22 protein-coding genes are annotated in these 23,799 nt (G+C 48.7%); 7 read left to right on the forward strand and 15 right to left on the reverse strand.

Going from position 1 to position 23,799, the window contains the following annotated elements; all coding sequences use genetic code 11:
• Positions 1-137: 137 nt before the first annotated feature.
• A complete protein-coding gene (locus JZ784_RS14915; protein ID WP_346315401.1) occupies positions 138-755 on the reverse strand; it encodes a TetR/AcrR family transcriptional regulator in 618 nt (205 codons plus the stop codon).
• Between the two features lie 150 nt (positions 756-905).
• Here JZ784_RS14915 and JZ784_RS14920 point away from each other — a divergent pair, with 150 nt between their 5' ends.
• The 4 genes from JZ784_RS14920 (at position 906) to dnaJ (ending at position 6,884) form a co-directional block, all read left to right on the forward strand.
• Positions 906-2,009 carry an efflux RND transporter periplasmic adaptor subunit gene (locus JZ784_RS14920; protein WP_346315402.1) on the forward strand — a complete coding sequence of 368 codons (1,104 nt, stop codon included), beginning with the start codon at positions 906-908 and terminating at the stop codon, positions 2,007-2,009.
• A gap of 2 nt (positions 2,010-2,011) precedes the next feature.
• Positions 2,012-5,149 carry an efflux RND transporter permease subunit gene (locus tag JZ784_RS14925; protein WP_346315403.1) on the forward strand — a complete coding sequence of 1,046 codons (3,138 nt, stop codon included), beginning with the start codon at positions 2,012-2,014 and terminating at the stop codon, positions 5,147-5,149.
• A 134-nt stretch (positions 5,150-5,283) separates the two neighbouring features.
• Positions 5,284-5,661 (forward strand): hypothetical protein, encoded by a 378-nt coding sequence (locus tag JZ784_RS14930; protein ID WP_018573160.1) that lies wholly within the window; start codon positions 5,284-5,286, stop codon positions 5,659-5,661.
• 104 nt (positions 5,662-5,765) lie between these two features.
• Positions 5,766-6,884 (forward strand): molecular chaperone DnaJ, encoded by a 1,119-nt coding sequence (dnaJ, locus tag JZ784_RS14935; RefSeq protein WP_346315404.1) that lies wholly within the window; start codon positions 5,766-5,768, stop codon positions 6,882-6,884.
• Positions 6,885-6,993: 109 nt separating this feature from the next.
• On the opposite strand, the gene JZ784_RS14940 is transcribed toward dnaJ, so the two are convergent.
• A complete protein-coding gene (locus JZ784_RS14940) occupies positions 6,994-8,634 on the reverse strand; it encodes a Wzy polymerase domain-containing protein (RefSeq protein WP_346315405.1) in 1,641 nt (546 codons plus the stop codon).
• 209 nt (positions 8,635-8,843) lie between these two features.
• Here JZ784_RS14940 and dapB point away from each other — a divergent pair, with 209 nt between their 5' ends.
• A complete protein-coding gene (gene dapB / locus JZ784_RS14945) occupies positions 8,844-9,665 on the forward strand; it encodes a 4-hydroxy-tetrahydrodipicolinate reductase (RefSeq protein WP_346315406.1) in 822 nt (273 codons plus the stop codon).
• 58 nt (positions 9,666-9,723) lie between these two features.
• Complete coding sequence (locus JZ784_RS14950; RefSeq protein WP_005012300.1) at positions 9,724-10,368, forward strand: hypothetical protein; 645 nt, start codon at positions 9,724-9,726, stop codon at positions 10,366-10,368.
• A 22-nt stretch (positions 10,369-10,390) separates the two neighbouring features.
• On the opposite strand, the gene JZ784_RS14955 is transcribed toward JZ784_RS14950, so the two are convergent.
• Complete coding sequence (locus tag JZ784_RS14955) at positions 10,391-10,825, reverse strand: hypothetical protein (protein ID WP_346315407.1); 435 nt, start codon at positions 10,823-10,825, stop codon at positions 10,391-10,393.
• Positions 10,826-10,922: 97 nt separating this feature from the next.
• Between JZ784_RS14955 and JZ784_RS14960 the strand changes: the two genes are divergently transcribed.
• Positions 10,923-12,368: a PLP-dependent aminotransferase family protein gene (locus JZ784_RS14960; RefSeq protein WP_346315408.1), complete on the forward strand. Its 1,446-nt coding sequence runs from the start codon at positions 10,923-10,925 to the stop codon at positions 12,366-12,368.
• 63 nt (positions 12,369-12,431) lie between these two features.
• Here the strand turns inward: JZ784_RS14960 and JZ784_RS14965 are convergent, their stop codons facing one another.
• The 12 genes from JZ784_RS14965 to JZ784_RS15020 form a co-directional block, all read right to left on the reverse strand.
• The gene (locus JZ784_RS14965; RefSeq protein ID WP_346315409.1) at positions 12,432-13,454 is read right to left on the reverse strand and encodes an NAD(P)-dependent alcohol dehydrogenase; all 1,023 of its coding nucleotides are present in this window, start codon (positions 13,452-13,454) and stop codon (positions 12,432-12,434) included.
• A gap of 35 nt (positions 13,455-13,489) precedes the next feature.
• Complete coding sequence (locus JZ784_RS14970; protein ID WP_346315410.1) at positions 13,490-14,044, reverse strand: DNA-3-methyladenine glycosylase I; 555 nt, start codon at positions 14,042-14,044, stop codon at positions 13,490-13,492.
• Positions 14,045-14,077: 33 nt separating this feature from the next.
• Complete coding sequence (locus tag JZ784_RS14975) at positions 14,078-14,323, reverse strand: hypothetical protein (RefSeq protein ID WP_005012281.1); 246 nt, start codon at positions 14,321-14,323, stop codon at positions 14,078-14,080.
• A gap of 16 nt (positions 14,324-14,339) precedes the next feature.
• The gene (locus JZ784_RS14980; RefSeq protein WP_026253473.1) at positions 14,340-14,882 is read right to left on the reverse strand and encodes a M23 family metallopeptidase; all 543 of its coding nucleotides are present in this window, start codon (positions 14,880-14,882) and stop codon (positions 14,340-14,342) included.
• An 84-nt stretch (positions 14,883-14,966) separates the two neighbouring features.
• Positions 14,967-15,995 carry an A/G-specific adenine glycosylase gene (mutY, locus tag JZ784_RS14985; protein WP_346315411.1) on the reverse strand — a complete coding sequence of 343 codons (1,029 nt, stop codon included), beginning with the start codon at positions 15,993-15,995 and terminating at the stop codon, positions 14,967-14,969.
• A gap of 139 nt (positions 15,996-16,134) precedes the next feature.
• Positions 16,135-16,494 carry an HIT family protein gene (locus JZ784_RS14990; protein WP_130145391.1) on the reverse strand — a complete coding sequence of 120 codons (360 nt, stop codon included), beginning with the start codon at positions 16,492-16,494 and terminating at the stop codon, positions 16,135-16,137.
• A 50-nt stretch (positions 16,495-16,544) separates the two neighbouring features.
• A complete protein-coding gene (locus JZ784_RS14995; RefSeq protein ID WP_346315412.1) occupies positions 16,545-17,291 on the reverse strand; it encodes a dienelactone hydrolase family protein in 747 nt (248 codons plus the stop codon).
• Positions 17,292-17,495: 204 nt separating this feature from the next.
• A complete protein-coding gene (locus JZ784_RS15000; RefSeq protein WP_005012266.1) occupies positions 17,496-18,188 on the reverse strand; it encodes an FKBP-type peptidyl-prolyl cis-trans isomerase in 693 nt (230 codons plus the stop codon).
• Positions 18,189-18,244: 56 nt separating this feature from the next.
• Positions 18,245-18,958, reverse strand: coding sequence for an FKBP-type peptidyl-prolyl cis-trans isomerase (locus tag JZ784_RS15005; protein WP_346315413.1), 714 nt, complete (start codon positions 18,956-18,958; stop codon positions 18,245-18,247).
• 247 nt (positions 18,959-19,205) lie between these two features.
• On the reverse strand, positions 19,206-21,398 hold the full coding sequence (locus tag JZ784_RS15010; RefSeq protein ID WP_346315414.1) for a polysaccharide biosynthesis tyrosine autokinase: 2,193 nt from the start codon (positions 21,396-21,398) through the stop codon (positions 19,206-19,208).
• Positions 21,399-21,417: 19 nt separating this feature from the next.
• A complete protein-coding gene (locus JZ784_RS15015) occupies positions 21,418-21,846 on the reverse strand; it encodes a low molecular weight protein-tyrosine-phosphatase (protein WP_005012263.1) in 429 nt (142 codons plus the stop codon).
• Positions 21,846-22,946 carry a polysaccharide biosynthesis/export family protein gene (locus JZ784_RS15020; protein ID WP_346315415.1) on the reverse strand — a complete coding sequence of 367 codons (1,101 nt, stop codon included), beginning with the start codon at positions 22,944-22,946 and terminating at the stop codon, positions 21,846-21,848. Before JZ784_RS15020 ends, JZ784_RS15015 begins: the two co-directional genes overlap by 1 nt.
• Positions 22,947-23,799: the final 853 nt, after the last annotated feature.

Consider the following 23,799-nt stretch of genomic DNA (forward strand, 5'->3'; position numbering starts at 1 on the left):
GACTTTGAATATACCCCGATTCAATGACAATCCAAGCAGGCACAGACAAAAGTCGGATTCAGTTTGCTTAGAAAATAGCAATGTTTATGCCGATCTAGACTTGACGCGGCCAATTTAAGAGAAAAATACCTTAGCCATCAGGCGCCAGTTCCATAGCGCAGCAGAAACAGCGCCATGCTGTCCTGAATAATCTGCTGCTGCTCTGCATGATCGGGAACAGTCCGGATGCCCATTAAGACTTCATGATGGCGCAGGCCCAGCAGCAATGAAAAAATCAGCATGGTTTGTGTGCGGGGGACATCCGGACGGATAAATTTGAGCGCAACCGCCTGTTCAAAGAAATTTTCCCATAAACCGCAGAGCTTTTGATGCGAAGCATTGTAAAACTGCTGCGCCAGCGGGTTATGCTGCGACGCCAGTTCCAGCAGCAGATATTCCATTTTCAGCGCTTCCGGCAGATTGACAATATTTAAAGACAGCTCACAGGCATGCTGCAGCGCCTGCAGAAAATTGCTGTCTGCCGACAAATGAATCGGCTGCGCGCTGATCAGCTTGTCACAGGTTTCTGCAATGGCGGCTGTAAACAGGCTTTCTTTATCTTGGAAATGGTTATACACCGTCAGTTTAGTGGTATCGGCTTTCTGCGCAATTTTATTCATGCTGCAGCCATGATAGCCGCATTCTAAAAATAAGATTTTGGCTGCATCCAGGATGCGCTTGCGTTTTTCAAAGTCTTTTGGACGTCCAGCATTCATGTGCAAAAAAATTCCAAAAATGTCATTCAGGTCATTGATTTTTTCTTAAATTAACAATTAATGTACCGATGGGTTTATTAATTAAAAAACAATCAATTTTTAATAGGCCTATTTTGCCTTAAAAACTACTTTGATATAAGAGCGAGCTTCATGAGCACGATAAAAACCGCTGTTGCCAGCATGATTATTGTCTGCGGCGTGACCTTAGGGGGATGCAGCAAGGATCAGGCATCTGCTGAACAGGAAGTCCCATTGGTGATGGTGGCACAGCCGGGTGCTGTGCAAGTCAATCAAAAAAGCTATGCCGGCGAAGTGCAGGCGCGGCAGCAGACGGCTTTGGCGTTTCGCGTGGCCGGTCAAATTGTTGAGCGCTATGTGGACGTTGGCGATCAGGTCAGGGTTGGGCAAGTGCTGGCCCGCTTGGATGTGAAAGATGCGGAACTGCAGAAAAATGCCAACCGCGCCCAGCTGGACAGCGCGCAGTCTGCAGTCAAAACTGCAGAAAGTGAATTGAAGCGCTTTCAGCTGCTGCTGCCGATCAATGCCGTCAGCCGTTCGCAATACGATGCCGCTGAAAACCAATATAAAACGGCACAGGCAAATCTAAAGCAGGCGCAATCGGCTTATGACGTCAGCAGCAATCAAACGCAGTACAACCAGCTGACCGCCACAAAAAATGGGGTGATTACCGAGCGCAATATTGAAGCCGGTCAAGTGATAGCGGCAGGTCAGCCGGCATATCAGCTGGCGATCAATGGCGAGCGAGAGGTGGTGATTGGTGTGCCGGAACAGGCGATTGCAGAAATTAAAGCCGGCCAGCCAGCCAAAGTCACTTTATGGTCTAAGCCGAACGAACAGTTTAACGCTTATGTGCGTGAAATTTCTCCGGCGGCGGATCAGTCGCGCACTTACACTGTGAAAGTGGCGCTGCGGGAAGGCAATGCGCTGATTCAGCTGGGGCAAAGCGCGCGGGTCTTTTTCAGCCAGACAGACAACGGCCAGCTGAATGTGCCTTTGTCCAGCGTATCGGCGCAGGGGCAGCAGGCTTATGTGCTGACCGTCAACCCGGACAATACCGTGCATAAAGCGCCTGTAACGCTGGGCGCTTATGGCCGCGACAGTGTGCCGGTGCTCAGCGGCCTGAAACCGTCAGATTATGTGGTGATTGGCGGGGTGCATCTGCTGCGTGAAAAGCAGAAAATCAAGCCGATTGACCGTGAAAACCGCCCAGTGACCATTCAGGCGGGAGGCTAAATATGCAATTTAACCTTTCCGAATGGGCGCTGAAAAATAAAGGCCTGGTGCTGTATTTTATGCTGCTGCTCGGCATTGTCGGCATTGTGTCCTATTCCAAGCTGTCGCAAAGTGAAGATCCGCCTTTTACTTTTAAGGTGATGGTGATTCAGACCTATTGGCCTGGGGCAACCGCCAAAGAAGTATCGATGCAGGTCACTGACCGCATTGAAAAAGAGCTGATGACGACCGGCCAGTATGAACGCATTATGGCCTATTCACGCCCCGGAGAATCCATGGTGACTTTTGTTGCCAAAGACTCCCTGCGTTCCAAGGACATTCCGGATGTCTGGTACACGGTGCGCAAAAAGGTCAATGATATTAAGCACCAGCTGCCGAGCGGCGTGCAGGGGCCTTTCTTCAATGATGAATTCGGCGATACCTTCGGCAATATTTATGTGCTGACCGGCAAAGATTTTGACTATGCCACGCTGAAAGACTATGCCGACCGCCTGCAGCTGCAGTTGCAGCGGGTCAAAGATGTCAGCAAGGTCGATTTGATTGGCCTGCAGGATCAGAAAATCTGGATTGAAATGTCCAATACCAAAGCTGCTCAGCTGGGGATTCCGGTCAGCGCGATTCAGCAGGCTTTGCAGCAGCAGAATACCGTTGCCAGCGCGGGTTTCTTCGAAACCCGTTCTGACCGCATTCAAGTCCGCGCCAGCGGCAACCTGCATAGCGTAGAAGAACTGAAGCAAATGCCGCTGCTGATTAATGGCAAGACCATTCAGCTGGGCGATGTGGCTGACGTCTACCGCGGCTTTAGCGAACCCGCGCAGCCGCGCATGCGCTTTATGTCGGAAAACGGCATCGGCATTGCGGTATCGATGCGCAAGGGCGGCGATATTTTGGCGCTGGGCAAAAACCTGGAAACCGAATTTGCCGCCTTGCAGAAAGCGCTACCGTTGGGCATGACGCTGCAAAAAGTGTCCGATCAGCCTGTAGCGGTAAAGCGCAGCGTCAATGAATTTATGAAGGTGCTGACGGAAGCGGTCATCATTGTCTTGCTGGTGAGTTTTTTTTCATTGGGCTTCCGCACTGGTTTGGTGGTGGCATTTTCCATTCCCTTGGTGCTGGCCATGACCTTTGCCGGCATGAATCTGTTTGATGTCGGCCTGCATAAAATTTCCCTTGGCGCCCTGATTCTCGCGCTGGGCCTGCTGGTGGATGACGCCATTATTGCCGTGGAAATGATGGCGGTTAAAATGGAGCAGGGCTATACGCGGCTGCAGGCCGCGGGCCATGCGTGGCGCACGACCGCCTTTCCGATGCTGACGGGCACGCTGATTACGGCTGCCGGCTTTTTGCCGATTGCGACTGCGGCATCCAGCACAGGTGAATATACCCGCTCCATCTTCCAAGTGGTGACCATTGCGCTGATTGTATCGTGGTTTGCCGCGGTGCTGTTTGTCCCGTATTTGGGCGACAAACTGCTGCCGGACTTCAATAAAGATGTGGTGCAGCGTGCGCCGTGGTATCAGCGGCTGTGGGCGCGCCTGCGCAGGCAGCCGGAACCTGAGCCAATGGTGCACCATGCTGGGGAACAGCATGATCCTTATCAGACCAAGTTCTATCAGCATTTTAAAAAGTGGGTCAATGCCTGCGTCACTTACCGCAAAACCGTGATTGCGGCGACGGTGGGGATTTTTGTACTGTCCGTGCTGATGTTCAAATTGGTGCCGCAGCAGTTCTTCCCGCCCTCCAACCGCGCCGAAATTGTAGTGGATATCAAGCTGGAAGAAGGCGCTTCATTAAAAGCGACAGAAGCGGCTGTACGCAAAGTGGAAAGTTTTCTGTCTAAACAGCAGGGCATCGACAACTTTGTGGCTTATGTCGGCACCGGTTCGCCGCGTTTTTATTTGCCGCTGGATCAGCAATTGCCGCAGGCCAGTTTTGCTCAGTTTGTGGTCCTGGCATCCTCGCTGGATGACCGGGATGAAATCCGCCGCAGTTTGAGTGAAAAAATCCGCGTCTTGCTGCCGGAAGCGCGCACCCGTGTGGCTTTGCTGGAAAATGGCCCGCCTGTCGGCTATCCGCTGCAGTTCCGCGTGTCTGGCGAAGATTTGGGACAGGTGCGTGAATGGGCGCAGAAAGTGGCCGCCAAGGTCGGTGACAATCCAAATACCACCAATGTGCATTTGGATTGGGGCGAGCCCAGCAAAGTCATTAAATTGGACATTGATCAGGACCGCGCTCGCCAATTGGGGGTAAATACGCTGGACTTATCCAATTTCCTGAACAGTTCCATCAGCGGCGCTGCCATTAACCAATTCCGTGAAAAGCGTGAGCTGATTGAAATCCGTATGCGCGGTGATGAAGCCGAGCGTGTAGATGTCGGCTCGCTCAGCAGTTTGGCGGTTCCGACAGCATCGGGCAGCTCGGTGCCCTTGGCGCAAATTGCAAAAATTGAATACGGTTTTGAAGAAGGCTTGATTTGGCACCGCAACCGTTTGCCGACTATTACAGTGCGCGCGGATATCCGCACAAAACTGCAGCCGGCAACCGTAGTCAATGAATTGTCTGAGCCTTTGGCTGAATTGCGCAGCCAGCTGCCAAGCGGCTATCTGCTGGAAGTGGGCGGTACCGTGGAAGAGTCTGCCCGCGGTCAAAACTCAGTCAATGCCGGCATGCCGATGTTTTTGGCTGTTGTGCTGACCTTGCTGATGATTCAGCTGCGCAGCATGTCGCGCACCTTTATCGTCTTTCTGACAGCGCCTTTAGGCATTATTGGCGTGGTGCTGTTCCTGCTGCTGTTCAATAAGCCTTTTGGCTTTGTGGCGATGCTGGGCACGATTGCGCTGTCTGGCATGATCATGCGCAATTCACTGATTTTGATTGATCAGATCGAGCAGGATATTCAAGCGGGGCATGATCCATGGAATGCGATTTTGGATGCCGCTGTGCGCCGCTGCCGGCCGATTGTGCTGACCGCCTTGGCGGCTGTGCTGGCCATGATTCCGCTGTCACGCAGTATTTTCTTCGGCCCGATGGCCGTTGCGATTATGGGCGGATTGATTATTGCAACGCTGCTGACTCTATTTTTCTTGCCTGCATTGTATGCGCAGTGGTTCAAGGTGAAAAAAATTCAGCAGAATCCATAAAAGTTTCATAAAATTGGGTGCGAAATATTGTTTTTTTCAATATAGTAGCACTTAATCTTTATTGATAATTTTAATAAGCAATTCACTGCGCGTATTCAGGGATTTGATGGGCAGTGGATGGGGTTGAATCAGACATGACGACAGACAACATTACCAAGTATCGCCGCTATATAGCGATTTCTTATGTCTTCATGTTTTTTGCGCTGTTTACCGTTGTGAGCGGCCTATTGGCCTATTGGTTTGCCCGTAAAGTTACGCAGCTGGATTCAGCGGAAGTCTGGATGCAGGCGCACGCATTATGGGTCATGCGCACCATCACTATTTATATTATTTTGGCGTGTTTTGCTGCCTTATGGTTTATCCCATTATTTTTCTATTATTGGGACACCTATTTATGGGTGACGGGCTGCACTGTAGCAGGAGTGGTATTCTCCTGTATCGCCTTTCTGTATTTACTCAATGCCTGGATTAAAGGCATTTCTAAGTTTTTCAAAAATAAAGCAGTTTTCTAAGCCTGCGGATTTTTTTCCAGCTCCCCCCTTGTAAAACTTGGTTTGAACCCAATTTCAGACCTCAGTTAAGTATTAATTAAATTCCGTGAGGAGCATCGCCAGTCATGGCTAAACGTGATTATTATGAGGTTTTGGGTGTCGCTAAAACCGCTAGTGATGATGAAATTAAAAAAGCCTACCGTAAGTTGGCGATGAAGTTCCATCCAGACCGCAACCCAGACAACCCGGAAGCTGAAGAAAAATTTAAAGAAGCCTCTGAAGCTTATGAAGTGCTGTCGGACAGCGAAAAGCGCAGCATGTATGACCGCATGGGCCATCAGGCTTTTGAAGGCGGCATGGGCGGAGCAGGCGGCGGTTTTGGCGGCTTCAGCGCAGAAGATATTTTCAGCCAGTTCGGCGACATTTTCGGCGGCGCATTTGGCGGCGGCGGCCGTGGCGGCCAGCAGCGCGCGCGCCGCGGGTCAGATTTGCGCTATGTGATGGAACTGACGCTTGAAGAAGCGGTCAAAGGTGTGAAGAAAACCATTACCTTTACTGCGCCGGCGCCGTGTGATGCCTGTGACGGCAACGGTTCGAAAAATCCAAATGATGTTGAAACCTGCAAAACCTGCCATGGCGCAGGCCAAGTGCGCATGCAGCAGGGTTTCTTCTCAGTGCAGCAAACCTGCAGCACCTGCCGCGGCCAAGGCAAAATCATCAAGAATCCATGCAATAAATGTCATGGTTCAGGGGTGTCAGACCGTCAGCAAACACTTGAAGTCACGATTCCTGCAGGTGTGGACAACGGCGACCGCGTACGCTTAAGTGGCAAAGGCGAAGCAATCCGCGGCGGCCAGTCAGGTGATCTGTATGTGGAAGTCGTGGTGCGTGAGCATGAAATCTTCCAGCGTGACGGTGCAGACTTGTATATGGATGTGCCGATCAGCATTGCGGATGCGGCTTTAGGTAAAGAAATTCAGATTCCGACGCTGGATGGCCGTGTCAGCCTGAAAATTCCTGAAGGCACACAAACCGGAAAAATGTTCCGTTTGCGCGGCAAAGGGGTAAAACCGGTACGCACCAGCATGCAGGGTGACTTGCTCTGCCGTATTGTGGTGGAAACTCCTGTCCATTTGACGGCGCGTCAGCGTGAACTGCTGAAAGAGCTGCAGGAAACCATGGATGGCGAAGGCAGCCGGTCGTCGCCAAAGAAAAAATCATTCTTTGACCGCCTATTTGACTAATATGATTAAATTAGCGCGATAAAAAAAGAGCCTGCATTTTGCAGGCTTTTTTTAGGCTGGGATGATCAATAAGACAAGAATAGCCCGTGCTGATACACAGATGCGCTGTTTATTTTGACGGCATATCTTTGATTAGCTCTTCGTAGCTTAAATCTTTTTTCTGAATGATCTTGATCCGCTGCAGCTGATGCTTCGCTTCAGCTTCATAACCGTTATAGGCCAGCATTTTGGCATATTTGGTCAAATTGTATTTGGTTGGATAGCTGCGGACCAAATTTTCAACTTCATCCAGCTCAGCTTTCGACATGCGCTGATAAGGGTCCGCGCGGATCAGATCAATGCGGTGGCTGAACTCCGTCAGCAAGAAAATCCGGTTATTGCGGGTAATTTTTTCCGGGGTTTTTTCAAAGCGGGCAGCCTGATCCATTTTAGGCACCAGCACATCATAATCCCGGTAAATTGCGGCGAGCAATGCAAGGCCAATAATGAACACAGTACGCATAAAGGCAGGAGGCAGCGTTAGCGCGGCCGTATCCGCTTTTTGCGCAAGCACGGTGCCCAGGATGAAACCGACAGGCAGCAGGAAGTATGCATAATTCTGCGGAAATTCCAGCATGGCATGAATAACGAAAACACCAATCATGAGGAGGCCAATCACCGCTGCCGCTGATTGCGCGCGCTTATGCAGCTGAAGGCCTAAATAGCCGAAATATATCAGAAATGGCCCGCCAACCAGCACACCATTCCAAATCAGAAAATCTAAAATAAAATTATGTGAACTGCGGACCCAGACGGGGCCTTGAAAGGTATCGGAAATAGACACGAAGGCGGTGCTGGTTTGATACCAGCCATAGCCAAACCAGGGCTGCGCCGCCAGAGCATGCGCCATCTGCTGCCAAATGGCCAGCCGCGACATATCGCCGCCAGCACGCTGCGCCACATCACGGCTTTCGATCATCTGCAAGCCAGACACCTGCGCCAGCCATTGGCTGATTTCCGGCAGGCAAAAAATCAATCCGGCAAAGCAGGCCAGCCACACCGCATTGTAGCGCCATGGCAGGCGGATGACGTGGCGGTACTGCTGATAAGACAGATACAGCAGAATCGCAATACAAGCCACCCAAGAGGTGCGCGACTGGCTGAGCGCTACGCCAATCAGAATGGGCAGCGCAGCCAGAACCAGCCATTGAGTGGCGACGGCTTTCTTCTCATACAGATAAAGGCAGGCCAGCAGGGACATCAGCAGGAATGTACCCATGTTGTTGGGCTGGGCAAAATTGGCAAATGGCCGGGTGCTGCCGCTGATATTCATCATAATCCAGCTCAGCGACTCATCAAAATTCAGCCACTGGCAGATCGCCACCAGGCCTGTGGCGATACCGCCAGCGAGAAAGGTGTAGCTTAAATAGAGGAAGGTTTTCTCACGGCTGTCCGGCTGGCTGCTTAGGCTGAAGCCGATGGCAATAGCCATCCAGAATGAAAAGACATACAGGAATCCCAGCAGCGCGATGCTGAAATAATAGACATGGCCGAAGGCGAATTGAATCAGCGGAATCAGCGCCAGCCCGAAGATGGGCAAGGTGATTTTCGGCAGCTGAATGTGCTGCCTTAAGAACGCTGCCGCTAAAGCGAACAGCGCAAAAAAAGCATACAGCTCGCCTAAATAAGTTGCCCATGGCCGGTAATGAATGGGGTGCAGCCATGCAATAAACATAAAAATTGCAGCGAGCGCAAACAGGAAGTTTCTCATGCCTGATCATCGTGGAAAAAACGCGCTTATCATACATCGAAATGCGCAAGATATAAAAAAGCGCTGCATTTTCTGCAGCGGCAGGCAACAGGAATGGCGCGCCGAAAACAGCCCGCAGAATTTTCAGGATTTTTTGTCCGCCGAACTTAGCCAAGCTCAGGAGTTTTGCTATAGTAAGAGCAATTTCGAATCAGCATTAGGAAAAGGTTATGTCAGCAAATCCGCGCATTGGGGTATTGGGTGCAGGCGGCCGCATGGGGCGCATCTTAATTCAAGCGGTTCAGCAGGCCGGCTATCAATTGGCGGCAGCGGTGGAGCGTCCGGAAAGCAGCCTGGTGGGTGCAGATGCAGGCGAGCTGGCAGGCATTGGCGCGGTAGGCGTGAAAGTCGCTGGCGGCCTGGAGCAGGTCCTGAAAGACTGTGATGTGGTGATTGATTTTACTGCGCCGGCAGCGACAGCGCATCATCTTGAACTTTGCCGTCAAGCCGGTGTGGCGATTGTGATCGGCACAACCGGCATGAACGATGAGCAGAAAGCGCATTTGGATGAATCCGCGCAGGAAACGCCTGTGGTGTATGCCGCAAACTATTCAGTGGGTGTCAATGTTTCGATTAAGCTGCTGGAGCTGGCATCGAAAGTTTTCGGCGATACCGTGGATATTGAAATTATTGAAGCGCATCACCGCCACAAAGTTGATGCGCCGTCTGGCACCGCATTAATGATGGGTGAGGCGATTGCTGAAACGCTGGGCCGTGATTTGAAGCAGGATGCGGTGTACTGCCGTGAAGGCCACACCGGTCCGCGTGAACGTCAAAGCATCGGTTTCCAAACCATCCGCGGCGGCGACATTGTCGGCGAACATACAGCAATGTTTATTGGTGAAGGCGAGCGGGTTGAAATTACCCATAAAGCCACCAACCGCATGAACTTCGCTGCTGGCGCTGTCCGCGCCGCTGCCTGGGTAGTCGGCCGTGAACCGCGCAAATATGACATGAAGGATGTGCTGGGATTTAACGATATTCAGGTATAAATCTGGATCAAAATCCGCTATAAAAAGAATAGAAAACTAAAATAAGACGAACAATGGAATGAAAAAAGTCATATTGATGGCCTGTGCCGCAGCGCTGAGCGTTTCGGCACAGGCTGCGCCTGCGGGCAGCCCGAAACTCAGCTTAAATAAAAACAATATTAAGGTCTGGACCTATCAGGACAGTCAAAATCCCGTGATGATGTATAAAGCGGAAACGACGTTAAATGTGCCGATTGAGCAGGCTGTCGCGCTCATTTTAAATGTGGATCATGCGGTGGATTGGGTGCCGTTTTTGGGCAAGATGAAGCTGCTGTACCGGGATGATAAAAAAGGCGAGTTTCAGCTGTATATGGTGCTGGATTTTCCATTCCCGTTAAAAGACCGCGATTTAATTGTGCAGGGTAAAATGTCCAAAGATGCGCAGGGCATTATCAGCATTCAAAATAAAGCGCTAAAAAAAGGCTATCCGCTGAATAGCAATTATGTGCGCTTAACCAGTTACGAAGGCGACTGGGCCTTTCAAAAGCTGGGTCCGCAGAAGGTGAAAGTGTCGACCTACGGCTATGCCAATCCTGAAGGCTCTATTCCGCTGTCTGTGACCAATATGTTTGTGCAGCAGCAGCCTTATCAAATGCTGCAGAAAATGAAAGCGGAATTGGCGAAACCGCAAGGGGCGATTGAGCTGCCGGCCATTTTGAAATAGCCCATATTAAAGCGCTTCAGCCCTATTCGGGCTGAACACTTTGCTCGGATGGAAGGCTGAATGCCGTGAGGGTTTTCAGTTGCATCGGTTCGGGCAGCTCAATACTTAGCTGCGCGACAGCATTTTCATGCTGCGGATCAGACAATTTCAGCTGAAACTGGCGTGCAGACAGCTGTTCACAGGCAAAGCGCAGTTTCTGCTGCTGGGGCAGAATATTCATATTGTTTGAGCCCTGCGCTTGATAGATATATAAGCGCTGACTCGCGGTGCTGTGGAGCGTGGGCTGTATTTTCCAAAGCTGATAATGCGTCAGTTTTTGAGACTTTAAAAATCCTTCAATCAATGCGCTGCAGATAAAGTTCTGCTGCTGCGCAACGGCATTGGGCTGTTGAGGCTGGCAGGCCATCAGGCAAAGGCATAGGCTGAAAAGCGTGAAGGGCATTGTTATTGTTTTCATGAATCGCTCCTGTATCTGATTGAAAAACTGTACAGCAAGCTTAAATATGTTAATGTTTAGGGTACAGATACAGTAAATATTAAAAAATGGGTACAGCATGGCCTTTCAGTACCAGCTGCTGGCGCAGCAAATTACACAGAAAATTTATACCGGGGAACTGAGTGCAGATCAGCGCCTCAGTTCTTTGCGCCAGTTTGCAGCGCAGCAGCGGATCAGTTTGAATACAGCAAAAAGCTGCTATGAATTGCTGGAAGCCAATGGCTTGATTTACGTTAAAGAAAAGTCCGGCTATTTTGTGCAGGAGCAGGCGCCTGGCCGTGAAATTGCGGTGCCTGAGCATCCGGATTTTCAGCCCAAAGTTCGTGAAATTTCCAATTTGGAACTGCAAATTCAGATCCATGAAGCCGCGATTGACAGCAAGCTGATCCATTTAGGCTCGATCCAGCTTTCTCCCAACCTTGTTCCTTCTAAGGCGCTGAGCCGTTCGATACAGCGCGCCTTGAAGTACTGCAAGCCCGAAGATTTTTTATACAGTGACCGGCAGGGGCATGTGCGGCTGCGTGAAGCGCTGTCGGCGCATTGGTCTGAAGACGGCTTTCATATTGCCCCAGAGCAGATTTATGTCAGCAATGGCTGCATGCCGGCACTGTCGGTCATGATCCAAAGCTTAAGCGCGGAAGGGGACAGCATTATTGTTCCGACGCCCAATTATAATGGCCAGCTGCAGCTGCTGGCTTTGCTGAAACGTAAAATTATTGAAATTCCTGCAGATACCGAAGGCTTTGACTTGGAGCGGCTGGAACAGGCCATGCAGCATTCAGGCGCAAAACTTTGCCTGCTGACGGCTAATTTTCAAAACCCGCTGGGCTTTTGCCTCAGCAACGCGGAAAAGCAAAAGATTGCGCAGCTGGCGGCCAAATATCAATGCCATGTGATTGAAGATGATATCTACGCTGAGTGCAGCTTCAGTGCAGCGCGGCCTCTGCCCATTCAGTATTGGGACCAGCAGGGCTATGTGGTTTATTGCGGTTCGGTCTCAAAATCCTTATCTCCCTCTTACCGCGTAGGCTGGTTCTGCATACCGCCGCAGCTGAAACATTTGCATGCCAAATTGATTATTCAGAATATTTCCGTCAATACGCCTTTGCAGCTGGGGCTGGCGGATTTAATTTACAGCCGGGCATACCGCCAGCATTTGAGCCAGCTGCGCCCGAAACTCATGAAGCAGGTGGAACAGTACCGGCAGTTTATTGTGCAGGCTTTTGCAGGTGTGGCGGTGAGGATCAATCATCCTCAGGGCAGTTATGCTTTATGGCTGCAGTTTCCTGAGCACGTGGACGGTTTGGCGCTGTACTATCACGCGCTGCAGCAAGGCATCAATATTGTGCCTGGACTGCTGTTTGGGGAGGACCGGCGCTATAACAACTGCATTCGCCTGAATGCCGGCCATGAACTCTCGGCAGAAATTCAGCAGGCCATATTGCAGCTGGCGCATTGGGTGAAGCATGGGCTCTCAACAGCTGTGCAGGTGAATGCATCCTGAATAACGGCGCATAAAAAGCCTGTTTAGCAGCAGGCTTTTTATGCTGTGCACATGCCAGCCGTTTTAAAAATCCGCTTTCAGCACCACACGGTAGCGGGCTTGCCCTGAATGCAGGCGCTCGATGGCTTCATTCAACTGTGACATGGGATACAGTTCGATTTGCGGCGCAATGTTTTTGCGTGCAGCGAATTTGAGCAGCTGACGCAATGCTGCAGGTGAGCCTGTCGGCGAACCCGTGATGGACTTGGCTCCGCCGATTAGGCTGCCTGCATTCAGCTTGATGGGTTCCAGAGGCAAGCCTAGCAGATGGATTGTGCCATTCGGCGCCAGTGTACTGATATAGGCCGGCCAATTGAGCGGGACATTCACGGTGCTGAGGATTAGATCAAACTTGCCCCGCTGGGTTTTAAGCGCATCCACATCACGGCTATTCACCACATGGTCTGCGCCCATGGCCTTGAGCTCTTCAGTTTTGTCGAGGTTCGAGGTGAACGCAGTAATTTCACAGCCCCATGCCTTGAGCAGCTTAATCGCGATATGCCCTAAACCGCCAATGCCAATCACTCCGACATGGTGAATGGCTTGAATTTGGTGTTTTAAAATCGGATCAAAAACGGTAATGCCGCCGCACAATAAAGGACCTGCGGACTCAGGGTCCAGCTCTTCAGGCAAAGGAATAATCCACTGCCAGCCTGCGCGGACTTTGTCGGCAAAGCCGCCAGCATGGCCGACGATGGTTGCTGTTGATCCGCCAGTACAGAGCACCTGCTGGCCCGATACACAGGGGTCACAGTGCTGGCAGCTTTCTGCTGTCCAGCCAATACCGACGCGCTGTCCAAGTTTAAGCCCTTTGGCTTCGGAGCCTAAGCGGCGGATGGTGCCGATAATTTCATGGCCAGCGACAACCGGATAGACCGAAGAGTTCCATTCATTGTTAATCACCGAAACATCGGAATGGCACAAGCCGCAGTATTCGACTTTGACTTCGACCTGATGCGGCTGCAGTTCGCCTGCATCGAATTGATAGGGCTGCAAAGCTGCGCCCGCCTGCATCGCCGCATAAGCGCGAATGGTGTTATCCGTCATATCTTATATCCTTATTTACCTGTTTTTATGTGCTTTTATTTAAAATGGCAGCTGTTTTCATGGTCATTGACCATGCCCACCGCTTGCATAAAGGCATAGCAGGTGGTGGGTCCGACAAATTTAAAGCCCTGTTTTTTCAGATTTTTTGACATATTTTGGCTTTGAAGCGTCTGCGCAGGCGCTGTGCGGTAGTCTGGGACATCATTGTTGATGGCGTGCTGCTCGACAAAGTTCCAGAGCCACTCGACAGGGTTGATGCCTTGCTGTTTCAGCGCTTGCCATGCAACCGCATTGTCACGAATGGCGGTCAGCTTTCCGATATGGCGAATTAAGCCTGCATCTTGGACTTTCTCGGCTAAGTCTATATCACTGAAAGCCGCAATCTGCTCGATGGAATGTTGGAAAAACTGGCGGTGATAATGTTCGCGCTTTTTCAGGACGGTAATCCAAGACAGCCCGGCTTGCTGGCCTTCGAGGCAGAGCATCGCGAATAGCTGTTTTTCATCATGCAGCGGCTGACCCCACTCATGATCATGGTAAGCAATATAGAGCGGGTCATTGGAACACCAGCCGCAGCGCTGCACAGTCATTCGAATCCTCCTAAATTATAAAGCGGCAGGGCCTTAGAGCTTAAATTCAGCCCATTGACTGCCTTGATTGTCCCAGTAGGATAATTCGGCCTGATCCAGGTCTGTAAACTGAATCCAGACGTCTTTACCGGATTTATCGGCATAGCCGGTGCTGATTAATAAGGCTTCTTCAGTAATTTCCATAATCCAGCCTTGATAGCTTTGTCCGGCTAAGACAATTTTCTGCTGATTGCCTGATTCAGCAAATTCGACTAGACGGTTGATCAATGCTTCTGACATGAATAATTCCTAACAATTAGCGTAAATAAGGGAAGGGGTTGACTGCGCCGCGGCCTTTGCCATTCAGGTAAATCCCGTAATGCAAGTGCGGCGCGGTGCTGCGCGCATTGCCGGTATTGCCGACGTAGCCGATCAGATCGCCTTTCTTGACTGTGTCGCCGACATTCAGGCCGTGCTTGTGGCTGTCTAAATGCGCATAGTAATGCCATGATCCCGCAGGCCCCATGACCCAGATCACTTTACCACCCAAATTGTTATTGCGTAAGTCAGCAATCAGCCCGTCTGTAGCGCTGTATACTTTTGTTCCACGTGGAGCCAAGATGTCAATGCCTTCATGCGCGCGGCCTTGGCTGCGTGAAGCGCCCCAAGTATCTTTGAGTCCATGACGCTTAATGCCCTGAACGGGGACAGGCAGCTGCTGAGCTAAACGCATATTTTTCAGCTGCTGGACTTTTGAGGCAGGCAGCGGGCTTCCGCTTGGCGCAGGCGGCGCGGTGCGGCAAGCTGCGAGCAGCAGAAGCACAAAACTTAAACTGGCAAGCGCAGAAAGGCGGGGCAAACAATAGCGCACGGACAATCCTTTATTCTTTCAGTGATCTAATTTTAAAGTGTCAGGTTAAACCCAATGGATTACCTGACTATGTCACAGTTGAATTGCCGAGATCAATTTTTTCATCGCGGTTGGGATGCCCATTTCTGTGACGTTTTGTATGTCTAGCCATGTGCTGGCCAGTTCTATACTGAAATGTTCGAGCTGATCGGCATCCGCCTCAAAGCAAAGCGCTTCAAGCTGCCAAGTGAAATGGGTGAAACTATGTGAAATTCCAGCGCGTTGCGAGACTTGTTTCAGCCCTAGGCTTTGGCACAGCTGCGTGAGTTCATCACGGTTTTCAAAAATAGGTAAACACCATAAACCGCCCCACAGCCCGCTATTCGGGCGCTGCTGCCACAGCCACTGATTGTGATGGCGCAGCACCAAAACTTGGGCAGACTTCACAGGCACAGCTTTTTTGGGCTTTTTAAAAGGCAATTCAGTTTCTAGCCCCTGTGCATGGGCCTTACAGTGCTGCTGCATTGGGCAGTATAAACACAGCGGTTTTTTCGGGGTACACACGGTTGCCCCCAAATCCATGATGGCTTGGGTATAGTCATGGTTGCGTTCAGTTGGACAAAGTTCAGCGGCCAGTTGCCACATGCTGCGTTCATGTACGGGTTTAGACAGATCATCTTCGATGGCGAAAAAACGCGCGAGTACGCGTTTGACATTGCCGTCCATAATAACGCCGTACTGACGCAATCCTAAAGACATCAGTGCGCCTGCAGTGGATGGGCCAATGCCCGGCAGTTCTATCCATTGTTCCAAGGTTTCAGGAAAATGCCCCTGGCGCGCCACGACCCCTGCGGCTTTATGCAGATTGCGTGCGCGGGCATAGTAGCCCAGGCCTGCCCAGTAGGGCGCAACCTCATCCCATGATGCTGTCCCTAAAGCTTCAACCGTTGGGAAGCGTTCGATAAAACGCTTGAAGTATTGCAGTACAGTTTTGACTTGGGTCTGCTGCAGCATAATTTCAGATACCCAGACTTTATAAGGATCATCTGCCACTTGCCATGGCAGATCATGGCGGCCATGAACATCGAACCAAGACAGCAGGGCATCTGAAAATACAAACATAAAAGTGAACAGCAAACAGAAAAACTGCCTCAGTATACATGGAATCTTTTCAGGAATTTTCCGCATCTGCAGAATAATGAAATCTGCTTAAGGCGGACAAAAAAAGGATCCGAAGATCCTTTTTGACATGCAGGAATTTTCAGCCTGCCATGCCCCAGCGCTCATCCAGCGTTAAGGCCTGATTTTCATAGCGCGGAATAATATGAATATGCAAATGCTCAGTGGATTCTCCAAACACTGTGCCGTCATTGAAACCAATATGGAAGCCTGTAGGATGATGGAGCAGATTCAGTTCATTGCGGGCTTGTTCCAGTAAAGCCATCAGGCTTTTCCGCTCTTTATCGGTAATGTCAAAAAAAGAGCGGACATGGCGCAAGGGAATAATGACGCAATGGCCTTTTGACAGGCTGTGAGGTTCTGGCAAGATGGCACCAAAGTCATTTTTTGCAATTGCGTCATATTCATCATAATTGCAGTAAGGGCAGTTGCTGTCAGTCATTGTTCAATCCTCCAAATCAGTATTCAATTTTAATTCACGCAGCGTTTTGCTTATTCTTTGCTTTTCAGCTGGCGGTCCAGCAGCGCATACATTGCATCCAGACTGCCTTTTTCCGCAGCTGCGTTATAGCCTAAATCCACACCGTTGGCTTTGGCGCGCTCGTCGGCCAATGGATTGCTGAAGCCATGCTTTGCATTTTCAAAAACAATCACTTCGTGCTCGACTTTGGCTGCATGCATTTCCTGACGGAAGGCTGCGACATCGTCTAAGGTGACCATGCTGTCCAGCTCGCCGTGCATTACTAAAATTTCCGCTTTAACTTTGCCTTCCTGAGCCGGAGCTTTTGGCGCCAATGCGGCATGGAAGGTTGCAACAGCGCGCAAATCAGCGCCTGAGCGGGCTAAGTCCAGGACCACTTTGCCGCCATAGCAGAAGCCGATCGCCGCAAGCTTATTTGCATTGACTTCTTGCTGCTGCGCCAAAGTGTTTAATCCAGCCGCCGCGCGGACAACAATAGTTTCAGGGTCTTCGAAAGTCTGCATCATCCATGCGGAGGCGTCACTGACCGCAGTGGTAACTTTTTTACCGCCATACATATCGATGGCCAAGGCTGCATAGCCATGTTCAGCCAATTCGCGTGCGCGCTGCTCTGTATATTCATTGCGGCCCCACCATTCAGGCGCGACAATCACTCCCGGCACGGCAGCATCAGTTTCAGGCGCTGCAAAATAGCCGATCAGTTTGGCGCCGTCGGCAGCAGTATATTCAATTTCGCGTGTTTTAATTTTCAGTGCCATATTATCGCTCCCTGTTTGATGGCCAATGCCATGATTAAAGCATAATAATCTGATTTTATTAATAATGATTAAGAAAAAGGATGTATATTCACCGGCAGCAGGCGAAATGAAAAAAAGATAAAAATACGCTAAAGAGTACATCAGCGGTGCGGATAAAAGCATACAGCGCATTAAAGCGCTGCATGCTGAAAAAATTGTAATGATTTATTTGGCGGCGATTTCAATCAGCTCAACATCAAAAATAAGAGTGCTGTTAGGCTCAATAGCATCACCTGAACCGATTTGCCCATATGCTAAATTGGCAGGAATAAAAAAGCGGTATTTGGCGCCTTCTTTCATCAGCTGAAGGCCTTCGGTCCAGCCTTGGATCACTTGGCTGACTTGGAAGCTTGCCGGCTGATTGCGCGCAATAGAGCTGTCAAAAACCGTGCCGTCAATCAAGCGGCCTTCATAGTCTACTTTTACAGTAGAGTTCACCTTTGGGGATTTGCCTTGGCCTTCTTTCAATACCTGATACTGCAGGCCGGATTTAGTCACTTTCACATCCGCTTTTTTTGCATTCTCTGCTAAAAAAGCGGCGCCGATTTTTGCATTCTGCTCGGCTTTCTGCTTGAGTTCAATCAGCTGTTTTGCTTCAGACTGTTTTTTATACTGAGTCAATACGCGGGTTATTTCTTCATCGCTGAGAGATGCATTTTTGCCTTGAGTCGCTGTTTTCAAGCCTTCAATAAATGCATTCACATCCATATCTTTCATGGCGTCTGCATTGCTGCGGCCGAAACTGTAGCCGAAGCTGTAGCCGACTTGTTCTGATATGCTGCTTTTGTTGTTAATCTCTTTGGCAAAGGTACTGCTGGCGCATAGTGCAAGGCAGAGCAGGGTCATCTGAATTTTCATAGGCATCTCAAAAAATAAAGAAAGGAGAGCGTAGCCAGCTCTCCTTAAAATTTTTGTTATTTCACTTTAATCAGTTCAACATCAAATATTAAAGTGCTGTTTGGCGGAATCGTTCCCGGTACGCCTTGCTCACCGTAGCCCAAATTAGATGGAATATACAGTGTGGCTTTGCCGCCTTCCTTCATCAGCTGAAGGCCTTCAGTCCAGCCTGGAATCACCTGGTTCAGCGGGAATTCAATCGGTTCGCCGCGCGCAATCGAGCTGTCAAAGACTTTGCCGTCCACCAGCTGGCCTTTATAATGCACCGTCACCACAGAATTTGCAGCCGGCTGTTTGCCTGTGCCTTCCTGCGTGATTTTATACTGCAGGCCGGATGCTGTTGTTATCACGCCAGGCTTTTTCGCATTCTCAGTCAGAAAAGAATCACTGCTGGTTTTCGCTTGCTTTGTCTGATCCAGCTGCTTTTGCTGCATTTCCTGCTGGAACTGAACATAGGCCTGCTGCAGTTCTTCTTCGGTATAGGCTGGCTGAGCGCGCGCATGGCCGGCGCGGACACCGGTAACAAAACTGTCAATGTTGAGTTCAGGCGGTGTCTGGTGCGCAACTTCGTAGCCCAAAGCATAGCTGATCTTTTCTACTGCTGACGCATTTGCAGGGGGCTGAGTGGAAGTCGCTGCCTGCACAGCAGGCTTTTGAGTTGCATAATAAACTGGAACAAGCGCAGCACCGCCTAGAAGAACAGCGACAGCAATGGGTAGGGCCTTACTCATAAATTTTCCCACAATTATTTTATATGTAAAAAGTTGCCAAAATTTTAGCAGACTTTTCTCAGCAGCAGTTTTCTAAAGTGACTGCAGCCCAGAAAATTATCATAGACATCTTTAGGGTATTATTCTATAAAATACTGAATATATAAAACATTTTTCATACAATAATGCGAAAAAGGCGCTTATTGAATTTATCCTTTAAAAACTCAAAAAGCCAGTGTCGGCACTGGCTTTTTGGATTGAAAAACAATTAATCCTGTTCTTTGGCCGCCTTGTAGCCATAAGAATAGTTATAGCCGTAGCCATATCCATAACCGCCGGCCGCGCGCTGAATGTCATTCAGAATGATGCCGTTGACTTTCACGCCCACTTGTTCAAAGCGGTTGACGGTAAGTTCCAGCTCTTTCATCTGTGTTTTCGCATAACGGGCAATTACGAGGTTCACGCCTGTATATTGTGAAATGATAATGCCGTCAGTCACGGCAAGCACTGGCGGAGTATCAATAATGATATGGTCAAACATTGGCGTCAGCTGTTCCAGCAGGGCTGCAAATTTTGCTGAACTGAGCAGCTCTGATGGGTTTGTCGGATTTTTGCCGCGGGTAATGACGCTTAAGCCCGCAATTTCCGTTGGCTTAATAATGGCGTCCAGTTCCTGAAAGCCATTCAGATAATCAGCAAGGCCTGGCTGATTATCGGTGTTGAAGTATTTGTGCAAATAGCCGCGGCGCATGTCTGCATCAATGATGAGCACACGTTTAGCGCTTTGCGCTAGAATGGCGGCCAGGTTGGTTGAAATAAACGACTTGCCGACTTCCGGCGCAGGGCCAGAAATCATAATGATATTATTTTTCGCTGCGCTTAAGGCAAAGTGAATGGCGGTACGCATGCTGCGCAGGCTTTCAATGGCAATGTCATCGCCATTTTTAACCGCAAGTACAGGAATATATTTTTTCTTTTTCAGCAATTTTATGCGGCTTTCTTGCACCGGTGAACGCGGCACAGTGGCATAAACAGGCAGGTCCAGCTCATTTTCAATTTGGGTAGAATCTTTAATGCCGGAACGCATCATATTGCGCAGCAAGGCCAGCAAGGTGCCTAAGAAGCCGCCGAGAAAAATAGACAGAATTAAAATCTGCAATTTTTTGGGCGCAATCGGTTCAATCGGCTCAACCGCCGTATCGACGACACGGACATTGCCGATTTCGCCTGCTTTGGCAATGCGCAGTTGCTGATAAGAGTTCAGCAGGGCGGTATACAGCTGGGTTTTAACTTCCACTTCGCGGTACAGCTGCAAATAGCGGCGCTGCAAGTCAGGCAGCTGTTTTAAGGTGCCTTCCAGTTCGCCGATTTTCTTATTTAATGCCGTCAGCTGGGCATTCATTTGCTGCATCACCGGATGCTCACTGGTATATTTCGCGCCTGCTTCTGCGACTTTCTGTTCCAGTTCGGCTTTTTGCGTTTCTAAAGTAACGCTTTGGGTCAAATACAGTTCAGACTCTTTGGTGACATCAACCGTATTGTATTGCTGACGGAATTTGTTGAATTCACGTTCTGCAACATCCAGCTGTTTTTTCAGATCCGGCAATTGTTCATCCAGGAACTTCAAGGTCTGCGCGCTTTCAGCCGAACGGCGTTCAATATTTTGCTGGCTGTAGGCGGCCAATATTGAATTCAATACTTTGGTGATGTGCTGTTTATCTTGGCCTTGATAATTTAAACCCAGCACGCCGGTCATTTTGCCTTTTTCAGCAACAGAAAAGCTGTCTAAAATACTATCAACAGCTGCAGGCAAGGACTGTTTTTTAATTAAGTAAGCATCTTTGAATTGATCTTGGCTGAAAATCGAGACTTGCCATAGGCCTTGCGGAGTTTGCAACTGATTATTGGCATTGATGCTGCCGCTAAATACAGTCTGATCAGTTTTCGGATCAATTATATTGAGCTTATTGCCTGCAAAATGCAGTTCCAGCTGTTTATCCCGATAGGCTGCCGGAACAATAAATTTACGCACTTCAAATGTTTTTTCGTCATCTTTAAACACAACAGATTTTGACAGATACTCTGTGCTGTAGTCATGCGGCGCAAATAAACGGTCTGTAAAAGAATTTTGCGTACCGGAAATTTTCAAATCTAAATTCAGATTTTGAATGACGGTGCCTAAGACCAAGCGTGATTTTAAGATTTCGATTTCGGCTTGAGCGGGCTGCTTTTGATCAATCATGCTGGACAGATCACCCAATAAGGCTGCTGAAGCGCCTTTGCTTTCTTCGACTTGAACCAATGCATTGACTGCATAAGTATCTGGCGTTGCTCTAAGATACAGCAGTGCGCACACTAAACTTAAGATGACGCAAAGCGCAATCAGCTTCCATTGCGCGATTAAAGAAAAAAACAGTTCTTTTAAGTCAATTGTATCTTCAGTATTGGTATTTTGGCTCATAATCGTAGTTCAAATTCAGTTAAATATGTTTTTTCCAGTCTGCAGCATACTGCTGAATCAGCTGACAGGTCTCATCAAATACAGATTGATCATGCCGATAGGGATCAGCCACATTCTTGCCTTGCCAGTGCCCGAGGCGGAAAGTCTTGCCTTTCGCAAAGGGCCAAGCTTGTTCGATGTGCTTTTGCTGATTTTGACTCATGACCAAAATCAAATCTGCCTGTTTAATTAATTCTGCGTTCAGCTTGCGTGCAACGTGTCCAGACATGTCAATGCCTAAGCGTTGCATGCACAGCTGCGCTTTTTCATCTGCTGAATGGCCAGTAAGTCCGGAGATTCCAGCGGAATGAATGCGCAAAGCGGGATATTCCTGTTTGAAAAAGTATTCCGCCATGGGGCTTCTGCAAATATTGCCAATGCACACCACTAAAATATTATTAATCTGCATTATTGTCCCAAACGGTCCATATTATAAATTATGTTGGAAAATGGAATCACTTGGTTGATAATCCGCTGCCAGCGTGCCAAGCCTGAAGCATCTACATAAATAATATCGTTGCTGCGCAGCTTGAACTGATTGGCAAGGCCAAAATCGCCAATGCTGGTGAGATTCAAATGATAAATTTCAGTCATCGGGTTGCTTGGACTGCTGCGCACCACATAAATTTTTCCGCGGCTGGCAGATAATGGGTTCAAACCTAAACTTTCACCTAAAGCATCGCTCAAAGTCATGCCTTGGTCGCGCATCGGCAGAGACTGGTTTTTGCCGGATTCGCCCATGACATAAACTTTTTGATTTTCCCGGGAATTGACGTAAATCGTGTCATTCGGCTGAATCAGCAAATTATGCAGAGAATAGCCAGCCTTTTCCAGCTCAATACTGTTCAGGTTATAGGTTTGCCCTTGGCGCACTAAAGTGATGGAGGTGTTATCGCCATATTGGGTATTGACGCCGCCCGCCATGCCTAAAGCGCTATAAATACTGATAGGCTGATCACTTAACGAAAATTGCCCGCCTTTCATGACGTTGCCTTGAACCGAAAAACGCTGCCCTTGATATGATAAAACCCGCGCAACTACGTCTGGTGTTTTAAGGTAGCGTGAGAGTTGGCTGCGCAATTCCTGATTGACTTGATTTAAAGTTTTGCCGGCAGCCTTATAACGGCCGATAACCGGAAATTGAATATAGCCTTGCTGATCAATCTGGTAGCCGTTGGATTTAATGGCTTCTTCGTTGCTTATTGTATTGGTTGGCGGGGTGATTTCCGGATAGGCCCATAAATAAATGGATAAGATATCGCCAGAGCTTAAGCGGTAATTTTTATGTCCAGCATGAAATAAATTGGCATAACTTTGCTGATTGATTTGAGCTGGCTGCACAGCCGCTAAGCTCTCCTGAGTAAGCTGGACTACGTTGACTTGAGTTCCTAAGTCAGTTTGGTAAACACCTTCACTGGGCAAATCATAGGTCTGCAGGCCTGAAGTTATGGCGCAGCCCGTCATTCCTAGACTTAATGCCAACATAATGCTGTAACGGTAGTAACTCACTCGAAATCCTGTTTTATAAAAATAATAAGTTGCTTAATTAGGCTGAATATACCCAAAATATAAATTTAAAACGGTATGATTTTATACCAGCATTGTTGTGGAATATACCATAAGATGCCGCTGATTCGCACACATTTTAAGTATACAGCTTGTACTGGTTTAATTATGTATCAAAAAATAGTTAAACTGTTTATTCATAGCCTTATTGAAAAATAATGTGAACTATTTAGAGGTTGATGAAATCAGGCTTGATTCAAAATGCGGTGAATCCTCTAAATAAGCCAGTATTATAAAGTTGATTGAATGTTTGAATTTAAAAATATTAATAAAAATAATACATTAAGTGTGGTTTTTGTGCAGGCAGTGGAGTGGATATCTGCTGTGCTCAATCAGGATGGCCTTAAAAGCGGTGGTTATTGTATTTGTGCCGGATGCTTGGATTTTTTACCTCCTAGATAATGAATTAAACTGTTTGCCTTCTTGTATAAATTATGTGACATGAGCTGCAATTATACTTCAGCTGGTCATTTATTTTGGATGGATTGAGCAGCGGATGCCATTCAGATTGCACGGTCTGTATTGATGAAGCCGGTGTTTAGATTGATTTGAAATATTTGCCGCGCTTTCTAAACTTTTGAGGAAGTATGTATTTTAGAATGGTTTTGTACAAAGCGCTTCATCATTAATTGATCGGCTTGAATATAATGAATCTGCCGGGTTCTCATTCTTTGGCGGATTTCAACAGTTTGCAGGGTTCGGGAGTTTGAATTTTCATAATATTTTACAACATCATTTAGATCTGATTTCTGCTATATTATAAGGCTCTTTACAACGTAACGATGAATCACAATAC

Origin of the sequence: Acinetobacter sp. CWB-B33 (assembly GCF_039655955.1) — a bacterium.
In the GTDB taxonomy this organism is placed as follows: Bacteria; Pseudomonadota; Gammaproteobacteria; order Pseudomonadales; family Moraxellaceae; genus Acinetobacter; species Acinetobacter bouvetii.